Here is an 11,084-nt window from a genome sequence, read left to right as displayed (position 1 = left end):
GTCAATATGCTTTAGCAGCAACGGCGATGTCTGGCTCTTTAGGTGTGGTATTAAGCCCTTGTTTGTTAATTGTGGTTATTGCTGCACTTAACAAAGAAGTGACCACCTCTTTGCTGTATGGTTGGGGTGTTAAAGTCTTCTTGTTAACCTCTACGATGTTCTTAATTGCATCATTGATGTTATCTAAAGATGGCTTTAAATTGGCTAAACCAGCGGTTGCCTTACCAGAGTCAATGCGTGCTTTAGTGCCTGTTTCAGCTTATATTGTGATTACGATTATTGTAGTCATGGTTTATCGCTTCTTATTAGATACTAAGTTAGATGAATTTACAGCCCCCATGATTTTGCCCTTTATTATGTTGGCAATTGTCTGGTTTGATAAAATTCGTCGCAATCCAGAAGATCATGCTTCACCAGAAGTCAAAGAGCGTCGTGTAGGCTTTGAAGAAGGCGTACGTATGGCAACCAATGACACCATTGGTCATATTGGCGCATTGATTATGCTCATGGCATTATCAGTCAGTATTGGTGGTGTGATTGAGCGTTCTGGTTTAATGGAAGCTGTTCCAGAGACATTTGGCAGTATTTATGTTGCTGTATCTATTTTATTAGTGTTGTTAGTCTTTGTTGGTATGGTAATGGATCCCTTTGGTGCGGTTATTTTGGTGTCAGCAACGGTTGCGCCAATTGCCTATAAAAATGGTATTGATCCTGTCCATTTCTGGATGATTGTATTAACAGCTTTTGAATTGGGTTATTTGTCACCACCTGTGGCTTTAAACCAACTCTTGACGCGTCAAGTAGTGGGTGAAAAAGAAATGGATGAGGCAGATGCCGAGGTACGTCATTTATCGTTCTACTGGCGTTATGAACGTTGGATTCTTCCCTGTGCGGTGATGGCTCCAGCTTTGTTACTGGTTGCTTACGTACCTTTGTTTTTCTATGCTAAATAATTAGTTTATTTAGTCAAAGGCCAGCAAACGCTGGCCTTTTTTTTAGAGTTAGGACTGATGCACTTTACCTTCAGTTGCCTGTTTTGTGAGTTAATAGCTGATAACAGCCCCTAAGTTCTAAGAGTGATATTTGATGTCAAAGCCAACGATAGGGTTAATTTTAGGATTGTGGTTGGTGTTGTGTACGATGCAAATCATAGGTTTAGATGCTTTTTATTTTGATCGACAACTCATTGAGCAGCAGCAATATTGGCGAATGCTAACAGCGCATTTTGTGCATTTAAACATCAAACATTTGGCCTTAAATCTGGCAGGCTTAACGTTAGTGTTGATTATTTTTGATCGTACTTGCTCGTTGGCAGCATGGTTGATTTTAATCTGTAGTTCTGCGATGTTACAAAGTATGGCTTTTTATTATTATTTACCGCAGGTCACCGCTTATGTTGGCTTTTCGGGAGTGATTCATAGTTTGTATGTCGTAGGAGCATTGATGTTATTTAAAAGTCGTCAAGATCAATCGTTGGCGATGATTTTATTGGCCTTAGTCACATTAAAACTACTGACAGAAAATCTTGGACAAGGTATATCTATGACCGAACAAATGATTGGTGGTCATGTTTTAGTTGAAGCACATTTATATGGCGCGGTCATTGGAGTTATTTTCGCCCTAATTAAGAGTGCCGAAGAGAAGTTTTATTCATGAGTAAATGGTTTTCGTTATTGATAATTTGGTGTTGTTTAATTGGCAACTTATGGGCTAATGATGAGAATGGTCAAGCAAGCAAACTTATATTAGACAAAAATAATATTAAAATTTGGAGCTATAAAGTTCCCAAAAGTCCATTGTCGGGTTTTATTGCCACGACAACAGTAAAAAGCTCGTTGTCAGGTTTGGTCGGTTTGATTACTGATACACAAAATGCAAGTCGCTGGTTATATCGTACCAGTCGTATCGATGTGTTGGCACGAGATGATAGTCAGCAATTTTTTACCATTCGTGTGATTACAGATGTTCCGTGGCCACTAACTGATCGAGAAGCTTTAGTAGATGTGCGTATTAGTCAAGATAGCAAAACGGGACGAGTACGCATTGATAGTAATGAGTCAGCTTATGCTAATAAATATCCAGTTGCAGAATGTTGTTTAAGAATGCCAATGGTCAAAGGCTATTGGTTATTTAAGCCTGTTGGCAATGGGTTGGTTGAAGTCACCATGTCTGGTCATGCCGATCCTGGTGGGATGATTCCTAAAGGTTTAGTAAATTTTTTAATTCAAGAACATCCCTATAATACTTTACAAGGTTTGCGTCGAGTGATTGGTGATATGACCTATCAAAAAGTACAGTATCCTCATATTGTGGACAACGTTCAATGAGTGAATGGCTGTGGATGAGCTAATTGAAAGACAGAAAACCCCTAAAAAAAAGCTGAGCTTCAGCCAATGGTTTTGGCGTATTTTAGGTGTTTTGATAGTGATTTTAGTGACGTATCATCTATGGTTGTTATTAAATATTTGGTGGTGGATTGATCATAATCCACAAACAACAGCCTTTATGGAAACTCAGCGCGAAGTGCTGCAAGATAAAAATCCAGAGGCAGAATTAAAACATCGCTGGGTGGATTATAAAAATATTTCGCCCAACATAAAGCGAGCATTAATTGCTTCAGAGGATGCAAAATTCTTAGAACATGAAGGTTTTGATTGGGAAGGTATGCAGGATGCTTGGGAAAAAAATCTAAAAAAAGGCAAAATTGTTGCGGGAGGATCAACCATTTCTCAACAACTAGCAAAAAATTTATTCTTGTCCAGCAAAAAGACACCGTGGCGAAAACTCGAAGAAGCAACGATTACGGTGATGATGGAAAACTTAATGACTAAAAGACGGATTTTTGAAATTTATTTAAACGTGATTGAGTGGGGTAATGGGATTTTTGGCATAGAGGCGGCGTCGCGCCATTATTATAAAAAAAGTGCACGTTATTTAAGTGCAGGAGAGGCAGCTAAATTAGCAGCAATGGTACCTAATCCACGTTATTACGATAAAAATCGTTATGATCGTAAATTGCTACGTAAAACAAGGATTATTCAACGTCGTATGTATTATGCTGATTATCCCTAATAACTGTCATTCTTTTGTCATTTAATTGTCATATAATCAATAAATTAACATAATTTCGCATTGAGATAGCTATTATGGTTACCGAGCAAACCATTGATTTTAATAATTCAGATTTATATTTAAACCGAGACCTCAGTATTTTAGATTTTCACTTGCGTGTCTTAGAGCAAGCGGTTGATACGCGTCATCCTTTATTGGAGCGATTAAACTTTTTATTAATTTTTAGTCGTAATTTAGATGAGTTTTTTGAAATTCGAGTTGCAGGGTTATTGCAACAATTATCATTTGATGCAGCCAGTGTTTCACCTGATGGTTTGTTAGTAGAAGATGTTTTAAAACGTATTGCTGAAACCTCACATAAAGCGGTTGAAAAACAATATCGTATTCTTAATGATGATTTATTTCCTGCCTTAGCCGCTGAAAATATTCGCTTTTTAAAGCGTGACGAACTAAATGAAACTCAAGCGCATTGGGTTAAACATTATTTTCGTGAGCAAGTGTTACCTGTGTTAACACCGATTAGCTTAGATCCTGCTCATCCATTTCCGCGTTTAGTCAATAAAAGTCTTAACTTTATTGTCAGTTTAGAAGGAAAGGATGCTTTTGGCCGACAAATTTCAATGGCGGTTGTGCCTGCACCACGTTCTTTGCCGCGTGTCGTGAGATTGCCTGATGAATTAACCAATGGTGGTGATCAACACGTATTGTTATCTGCGATTATTCATGAACATGTCAGTGAGTTGTTCCCTGGTATGGTGGCCACGGGATGTTATCAATTCCGTGTGACGCGTAACGCCGACTTAACGGTGGATGAAGATGCCGATGACTTAGCCTTAGCATTAAAAGGTGGCTTATATTCGCGTCGTTTTGGTAAAGCAGTACGTTTGGAAGTTGCCGATAATTGCCCAAAAACCATTAGTGATTATTTGTTGCGTAAGTTTGGTTTAAAAGATCAATCGTTGTATCGTGTCAATGGGCCTGTCAATTTGGCGCGTTTATTATCCAATTTCAATCGACCACGTTTGCGTTATACGCCCTTTACACCAACGATTCCGAGTATTGTACAAAAATCTGAAAGTGTGTTTGAGGCATTAAAAAAACAGGATGTGTTATTACATCATCCTTTTGAGTCTTTTACGCCAGTTATTAACTTATTACGTGAAGCAGCACGAGACCCGCAAGTATTAGCGATTAAACAAACCTTATATCGCACAGGCGCAGATTCAGAAATTGTGAATATTTTGGCCGAAGCCGCACGTAATGGCAAAGAAGTGACGGCAGTTATTGAGCTACGCGCTCGTTTTGATGAAGAGTCTAATATTGAGGTGGCTAATAAACTGCAAGAGGCAGGGGCAATTGTCGTTTATGGCATAGTTGGTTATAAAACCCATGCCAAAATGATTTTGGTGGTGCGTCGAGAAGATAACAAACTTCATCGTTATGTACATTTAGGCACAGGTAATTATCATGCAGTCACCGCGCGCATTTATACCGATTATGGTTTAATGACGGCGAATCCTGAACTCTGTGAAGATGTGCATAAAATTTTCCAAGAATTAACAGGCATGGGTAAAACTGCAAAACTCAAAAAATTGCTTCATGCGCCATTTACCTTACACGCACAATTAATTGCCTATATTGAGCAAGAAATTCGTCATGCCCAAGCAGGAAAAGCAGCTCATATTATTATTAAAGTCAATGCCTTAACTGAAAAACAATTAATTCAGGCTTTATATCGCGCTTCAATGGCAGGGGTGAAAGTTGATTTAATTATTCGCTCGATTTGTTGTTTACGTCCACAATTGGCGGGGGTGTCAGAAAATATTCGTGTTCGTTCAATTGTTGGACGCTTTTTAGAACATACACGCGTATTTTATTTTGCGAATGATGGTGAGGCAAAAGTGTATTGCGCCAGTGCCGACTGGATGGATAGAAACTTGTTTTCTCGTGTTGAGGCCTGTTTCCCAATCGATGATCCGATCCTGAAAAAACGGATTATTAAAGATGGCTTGTTAAATTATTTGACTGATAATCAATTGGCATGGGAACTACAAGCGGATGGTAGTTGGCAACGTGTGCAATCTGCCGAAGGGGAGTTGCCACATCAAGCGCAAGCATTATTGTTAGAAAAATTAGCTAAGCTGGCTTAGGGTATCTCAAAAGGCGCAAGGTTGCGCCTTTCTTATGTTTGTCTATATTATGAGGGCATATTCATATTTTTGAGCCATCATGGATTTTGTCAATAATTTATTCGTCATCATTGCTTTAATTGCCAGTAGTGCGTTTTTTTCTTGCGCCGAAATTGCCTTGGCATCATCGCGTAAAATTCGCCTACAACAATTAGTTGAAGCAGGTAATGTTAACGCGGCTAAAGTACTAGCGTTACAAGAAGAACCTGGTAACTTTTTTACCGTGATTCAAGTCGCGCTTAATGCCATTGCGATTATGGGCGGTATTTTAGGCGAACAAGCTTTTTCACCTTATATTGCTGCTTTATTAGAGGGAGTTTTTGGTAAAACTGCTTGGTTAGAACAAGTCAGTTTTTTGTGTTCATTCACCATTGTCACGTCTTTATTTATTATTTTTGCCGACTTGATGCCCAAGCGCTTAGCGATTATTTACCCTGAACAATTTGCGGTGGCGATTGTTAAGCCAATTCTATTTTTTTTGGGGGTACTTAAACCCATTGTGCGTGTTTATGATGGTATTGCAAATTTGTTATTCAAATTATTGAACATTAAAACCGAGGTTGATGATGCCATTACCTTTGATGATGTGTCAGCGATGGTTGATGCAGGCACTGCATCAGGTGCATTGCATAAACAAGAGCAGCATCTTATTGAAAATGTCTTTGAGTTAGATACCCGCACCGTAACCTTTGCCATGACTTCGCGTGAACATGTGATTTTTTTACGCTTACAAGATGATGAGCAAATGTTAACCGCTAAAATTACAGATTATCCACACAGTCGATTTTTAGTGTGTAATGACCATATTGATAATGTTTTGGGTTATGTTGAATCGAAAGACATTTTAAAACGAACCTTAAAACAACAAGCGATTTCATTAAATAACGAGTTACAACTTAAAAACTTATTGGCAATTCCTGATACCTTAACCTTGTCGGAGTTATTAGAGCGATTTAAAGTCACTAACCAAGATTTAGCAGTGATTTTAAATGAATACGCCTTAGTGGTGGGGATAGTCACCCTGAATGATGTGATGAAAACTTTAATGGGCGACTTGGTGAGTCCTTTTATTGAAGAACAAATTGTTAAACGTGATGATAATTCGTGGTTAATTGATGGTGTCACTCCCATAGAAGATGTACGCCGTGCCTTGTCAATTGACAGTTTTCCTAATGAAGAAAATTATCAAACCATTGCTGGTTTAATGATGTATTTATTAAAAAAGATTCCCAAGCGTACCGATTTTATTGAGTATGCAGGTTATAAATTTGAAGTGGTTGATATTGATAATTATCGCATCGACCAATTATTAGTGACCAAAATATTGAGTTAATTATGCATTGTCCGTTTTGTCGAGCACCTGATACTAAGGTGATTGACTCTCGCTTAGTGGGCGAGGGTGAACAAGTTCGTCGTCGCCGTGAGTGTGTGATTTGTGGTGAACGCTTTACCACTTTTGAAGGGGCAGAATTAGTCACGCCACGGGTGATTAAGTCCGATGGTAGTCGTGTGCCATTTGATGATAATAAATTGCGTAAAAGCATGATGCACGCCCTACAAAAGCGCCCTGTTAGCATTGAAAAAATTGATAGTGCGATTCAATTCATTTTGCATAAATTACGAGCATCGGGTGAGCGTGAAGTAAAGTCGATTATGATTGGTGAGTTAGTCATGGCGGAATTGGCAAAGCTTGATAAAGTGGCTTATGTCCGTTTTGCCTCGGTCTATCGTGACTTTCAAGATGTTGAAGCCTTTAACACCGAAATTGAAAAGCTCAAACAGCATGAGTCCGACCATGAATGATCAAATTTATATGGCTCGTGCCATTCAATTGGCACAACAAGGTTTATATACCACTCATCCTAATCCGCGTGTCGGTTGTGTGATTGTTAAGGATGGCCAAATTGTTGGCGAAGGCTTTCATGCGCGTGCAGGTCAACCTCATGCCGAAGTGTTTGCTTTACGTCAGGCTGGTGAATTAGCACAAGGTGCAACAGCATATGTAACCTTAGAGCCTTGCGCCCATTTTGGCCGAACACCACCATGTGCCAATGCCTTAGTTGAGGCAAAAGTAGCACGAGTGGTGATGGCAAGTTTAGATAGCAATCCGTTGGTTGCAGGTAAAGGACAAGCAATTTTAGAAAATGCCGGCATTCAAACAAGGGTTGGTGTATTAGAAGACCAAGCCAAAGCCTTAAATAAAGGCTTTTTTAGACGAATGCAAGGCGGCTTGCCTTATGTGCGCTTAAAAACCGCCGCCAGCTTAGATGGTCGAACTGCGATGCAGTCAGGTGAATCGAAATGGATTACTGGTACAGATGCACGCAAAGACATACAAAAACTACGGGCGCAAAGTGGGGCAGTGATTACGGGTATTGGCACTGTATTAGCCGATAATCCAAGTTTAACGGTTCGCCCTGACGATTGGTTAGATTGGCATTATGGCGATGTGGTGCAGCCGTTAAGAGTGGTGTTTGATTCGCAATTAGCGACTCCTATTGATGCCCAACTATTGTCCACACAAGGCGTGATTATTGTCACGCAGCAAAGTTTAGAACATCCCAAAGCAAGAGCTTTGCAAACGAAAGGCGTGGATATATGGTCTTTTGAGGGTAGGGAGGGGGTTTTACAACAAGTATTAACCAAACTAGCTCAACGTGGCGTGAATGAAGTTTTAGTGGAAGCAGGTGCAAATTTAGCAGGCGCATTTATTCAAGCTAAATTAGTTGATGAGCTGATTGTCTATCTTGCCCCCACTCTATTGGGCAGTAACGCACGGCCAATGTTTAACTTACCGTTGAGTCAAATGGCCGAGCAATACCGTTTACAACAAACCGATTTAAGAATGGTGGGGCAAGATATACGTTTAACTTTTTGCTTAAATCCCCACTTTTAGTTATGCTTCGACATTCATTTTTTGCAAGCTAAGAATCTACTATGTTTACTGGCATTATTGAGTCTGTTGGCCATGTCCAACAAATTACCCCACGTAGTGGTGATGTGCGTTTAACCATTGCCACGGCAAAATTAGATTTACGCGATGTAAAGTTGGGTGATTCGATTGCAACCAATGGTATTTGTTTAACCGTTATTGAGTTAACTGGCCAAGGTTTTGTGGCGGATGTCTCTAATGAGACCTTACGTCGCACTAGTTTGGGAACATGGAAGGTCGGCTCACAAGTCAATTTAGAAAAAGCCTTAATGCCAACCAGTCGTTTAGGTGGCCATATTGTTAGTGGTCATGTGGATGGTTTAGGCGAAATTGTCGGCTTTAAACCAGATGCACGTTCTTTACAATATCAAGTCGAAGCACCTGATGAGCTGGCCAAATATATTGCTGAAAAAGGTTCTATTACCGTTGATGGGATTAGTTTAACGGTCAATGCCATTGATGGGGCTACTTTTAGCTTAAATATTGTGCCGCATACTGTACAAGAAACCAATGTTGGGACGTGGAAAGTTGGCTCAATTGTCAATTTAGAAGTTGATTTATTAGCACGTTATTTAGAGCGTTTATTATTAGGCGAAAAAGCAGCACAAAGCTCGGCTAAACAAGATATTAGTTTAGAATTTTTAGCCAAACATGGTTTTTTACGTTAAGACAATATTCTTGTCCCCTTGATAAAGTGAGAGGCAACATGCCCTTAAATACTGTCGAAGAATTAATTAATGATATTCGTTTAGGCAAAATGGTCATTTTGATGGACGATGAAGACCGTGAAAATGAAGGTGATATTGTCATGGCGGCCACTCATGTCCGTCCTGAAGATATTAACTTTATGGCCAAATATGCCCGTGGTTTAATTTGTTTAACCTTAACCCGTCAACGTTGCCAACAATTAGAGTTGCCATTAATGGTGACACGTAATGGCGCAAGTCATGGTACAAATTTTACCATGTCGATTGAAGCTGCTAGTGGCGTGACGACAGGTATTTCTGCCGCTGATAGAGCGCATACCGTACAAGTTGCAGTTGCGCGTGATGCCAAACCTTCCGATATTGTCCAACCAGGTCATATCTTCCCCTTGATGGCACAACCAGGTGGAGTGTTACATCGTGCAGGTCATACCGAAGCAGGTTGTGACTTAGCTCGTTTGGCTGGTTTAGAACCAGCCGCCGTGATTGTTGAGATTATGAATGAAGACGGGACAATGGCTCGTCGTCCAGATTTAGAAAAATTTGCCGAGCAGCATAATTTAAAAATTGGTACAATTGCTGACCTTATTCACTACCGTATGGTTAATGAACAAACGGTAAAGCGTGTGCAAGAAAATATTTTGCCCACCGAATATGGTGATTTTCGTCTAATTTCTTATCAAGAACATGCAGGCAGTGATGTACATATTGCCATGATTAAAGGTGATGTACAAAAAGATACGCCTGTGGTGAGAGTTCATGCGGTAAATCCTTTACGCGATTTATTACATGCGAAGTATCAAGGACGTACAGGTTGGAATTTGCAAAAAAGTTTGGCCGAAATTGCCAAACATGATGCAGGTATTTTGGTGTTATTAGGCCAAGATTATCAATCAGCCGATATGGTTGACCATGTTAAACAGTTTTTTGATGGTCGTCCTCGTGCGAATGATGGTGCAGGTATGTATCGCACCATTGGTGTGGGTTCACAAATACTGAGAGATTTGGGGGTAAGCAAAATGCGCTTATTAAGCTCCCCAATGCGCTTTAACGCCTTATCTGGTTTCGGTTTAGAAATCGTTGAATATTTGGCAACTGAATAACTTTTTGGAGCGTGAGATGAAAACTATCGAAGGTAATTTTCAAAATGCCAATGGCCAATATGCCATTATTGTCGGGCGTTTTAATAGCTTTGTCGTTGAAGCGTTATTAGATGGTGCTTTAGACACCTTAAAACGTCATGGTGTTGATGCTGACAATATCACTATTATTCGCGCACCTGGTGCATGGGAATTACCTTTAGTGGCTAAAAAATTAGCCGAGAAAAAACAATACGATGCGATTATTGCCCTGGGTGCGGTAATTCGTGGCGGCACACCACATTTTGATTATGTGGCTGGTGAGTGCGCTAAAGGTTTAGGTGTTGTTGGTTTAGATGCAGGTATGCCTGTGGTGTTTGGTGTATTAACAACAGATAGCATCGAACAAGCCATTGAGCGTTCTGGCACTAAAGCAGGTAACAAAGGTGCAGATGCAGCAATGACTGCAATCGAAATGGTTTCCTTGTTAAAGGCGATATAATGCAAACGCATCCTAATAAGCCGCAAGCGAAAAATACCCCTGCTGCGCGTCATAAGGCGCGCCGTTTTGCCTTACAAGGCTTATATGAATGGCAGTTGTCGGGTAATCAGCCTTTTGAAATTGAAGCGCGTTATCGGGTCGAAAACGCCATGCACAAAGTGGATTTAGCTTATTTTCACGAGTTGTTGCATCAAGTTGTTGCTAAAAATCGGGAATTAGATAATGCCTTTGAGCCATTTTTAGACCGTAAAATGCAGCAACTAGACCCTGTTGAGCGTAATATCTTGCGCATTGGTAGCTACGAGTTAATTCATCACATCGAAATTCCTTACAAAATTATTTTGAATGAAGCGGTTGAATTAGCTAAAGATTTTGGTGCAACAGACTCCTATAAATATGTAAATAGTATTTTAGATGAGTTGGCCAAAACCGTACGCAAAGCCGAAAAACAAGTCCAATAACTCAGGACTTACGCATTTCACCGAAATTAGCGCGTTTTGTGAACATAAAATCGTTAAAAACGATTAAAATGTGAGCAAATAAGCGATAACCGCGTAAGTCCTAAACGGTACAAAAAAGGCGTACCAAGTACGCCTTTTATTTTTT

The 11,084-nt window shown here is 39.9% G+C and carries 12 protein-coding genes; all 12 read left to right on the top strand.

Annotation, left to right across the window (positions count from 1 at the left end):
- On the top strand, positions 1–953 hold a 953-nt coding region (locus Q0212_RS16020; RefSeq protein WP_297927368.1), incomplete at its 5' end, for a TRAP transporter large permease subunit.
- Positions 954–1,086: 133 nt separating this feature from the next.
- On the top strand, positions 1,087–1,656 hold the full coding sequence (gene rrtA, locus Q0212_RS16015; protein ID WP_297927366.1) for a rhombosortase: 570 nt from the start codon (positions 1,087–1,089) through the stop codon (positions 1,654–1,656).
- Positions 1,653–2,327 (top strand): hypothetical protein, encoded by a 675-nt coding sequence (locus Q0212_RS16010; RefSeq protein WP_297927364.1) that lies wholly within the window; start codon positions 1,653–1,655, stop codon positions 2,325–2,327. Before rrtA ends, Q0212_RS16010 begins: the two co-directional genes overlap by 4 nt.
- A gap of 10 nt (positions 2,328–2,337) precedes the next feature.
- On the top strand, positions 2,338–3,072 hold the full coding sequence (gene mtgA, locus Q0212_RS16005; protein WP_297927362.1) for a monofunctional biosynthetic peptidoglycan transglycosylase: 735 nt from the start codon (positions 2,338–2,340) through the stop codon (positions 3,070–3,072).
- A gap of 74 nt (positions 3,073–3,146) precedes the next feature.
- A complete protein-coding gene (gene ppk1, locus Q0212_RS16000; protein WP_297927360.1) occupies positions 3,147–5,222 on the top strand; it encodes a polyphosphate kinase 1 in 2,076 nt (691 codons plus the stop codon).
- A gap of 79 nt (positions 5,223–5,301) precedes the next feature.
- Entirely contained in the window at positions 5,302–6,594 is a 1,293-nt protein-coding gene (locus tag Q0212_RS15995; protein ID WP_297927358.1) for a hemolysin family protein, read from the top strand.
- Positions 6,595–6,596: 2 nt separating this feature from the next.
- Positions 6,597–7,064: a transcriptional regulator NrdR gene (gene nrdR, locus Q0212_RS15990; protein WP_297927356.1), complete on the top strand. Its 468-nt coding sequence runs from the start codon at positions 6,597–6,599 to the stop codon at positions 7,062–7,064.
- A complete protein-coding gene (gene ribD, locus Q0212_RS15985) occupies positions 7,057–8,157 on the top strand; it encodes a bifunctional diaminohydroxyphosphoribosylaminopyrimidine deaminase/5-amino-6-(5-phosphoribosylamino)uracil reductase RibD (RefSeq protein ID WP_297927354.1) in 1,101 nt (366 codons plus the stop codon). Before nrdR ends, ribD begins: the two co-directional genes overlap by 8 nt.
- Positions 8,158–8,198: 41 nt before the next feature.
- Positions 8,199–8,861 carry a riboflavin synthase gene (locus Q0212_RS15980; protein WP_297927352.1) on the top strand — a complete coding sequence of 221 codons (663 nt, stop codon included), beginning with the start codon at positions 8,199–8,201 and terminating at the stop codon, positions 8,859–8,861.
- A 38-nt stretch (positions 8,862–8,899) separates the two neighbouring features.
- Complete coding sequence (ribBA, locus tag Q0212_RS15975; RefSeq protein ID WP_297927351.1) at positions 8,900–10,000, top strand: bifunctional 3,4-dihydroxy-2-butanone-4-phosphate synthase/GTP cyclohydrolase II; 1,101 nt, start codon at positions 8,900–8,902, stop codon at positions 9,998–10,000.
- Positions 10,001–10,016: 16 nt separating this feature from the next.
- Positions 10,017–10,478, top strand: coding sequence for a 6,7-dimethyl-8-ribityllumazine synthase (gene ribE / locus Q0212_RS15970; protein ID WP_297927349.1), 462 nt, complete (start codon positions 10,017–10,019; stop codon positions 10,476–10,478).
- Positions 10,478–10,939, top strand: coding sequence for a transcription antitermination factor NusB (nusB, locus tag Q0212_RS15965; protein ID WP_297927347.1), 462 nt, complete (start codon positions 10,478–10,480; stop codon positions 10,937–10,939). Before ribE ends, nusB begins: the two co-directional genes overlap by 1 nt.
- Positions 10,940–11,084 lie beyond the last annotated feature (145 nt).

The organism is uncultured Agitococcus sp. (assembly GCF_937920075.1).
Lineage (GTDB): Bacteria > Pseudomonadota > Gammaproteobacteria > Pseudomonadales > Moraxellaceae > Agitococcus.
The sequence above is the reverse complement of the archived record's forward strand: the minus strand, read 5'-3'. Positions and strand labels throughout refer to the sequence as shown.

Coding starts and splice junctions, on each gene's coding strand:
- rrtA (WP_297927366.1), top strand. CDS start 1,087: ATGTCAAAGCCAACGATAGGGTTAATTTTAGGATTGTGGTTGGTGTTG.
- Q0212_RS15980 (WP_297927352.1), top strand. CDS start 8,199: ATGTTTACTGGCATTATTGAGTCTGTTGGCCATGTCCAACAAATTACC.
- nrdR (WP_297927356.1), top strand. CDS start 6,597: ATGCATTGTCCGTTTTGTCGAGCACCTGATACTAAGGTGATTGACTCT.
- Q0212_RS16010 (WP_297927364.1), top strand. CDS start 1,653: ATGAGTAAATGGTTTTCGTTATTGATAATTTGGTGTTGTTTAATTGGC.
- ribE (WP_297927349.1), top strand. CDS start 10,017: ATGAAAACTATCGAAGGTAATTTTCAAAATGCCAATGGCCAATATGCC.
- Q0212_RS15995 (WP_297927358.1), top strand. CDS start 5,302: ATGGATTTTGTCAATAATTTATTCGTCATCATTGCTTTAATTGCCAGT.
- ribD (WP_297927354.1), top strand. CDS start 7,057: ATGAATGATCAAATTTATATGGCTCGTGCCATTCAATTGGCACAACAA.
- ribBA (WP_297927351.1), top strand. CDS start 8,900: ATGCCCTTAAATACTGTCGAAGAATTAATTAATGATATTCGTTTAGGC.
- ppk1 (WP_297927360.1), top strand. CDS start 3,147: ATGGTTACCGAGCAAACCATTGATTTTAATAATTCAGATTTATATTTA.
- nusB (WP_297927347.1), top strand. CDS start 10,478: ATGCAAACGCATCCTAATAAGCCGCAAGCGAAAAATACCCCTGCTGCG.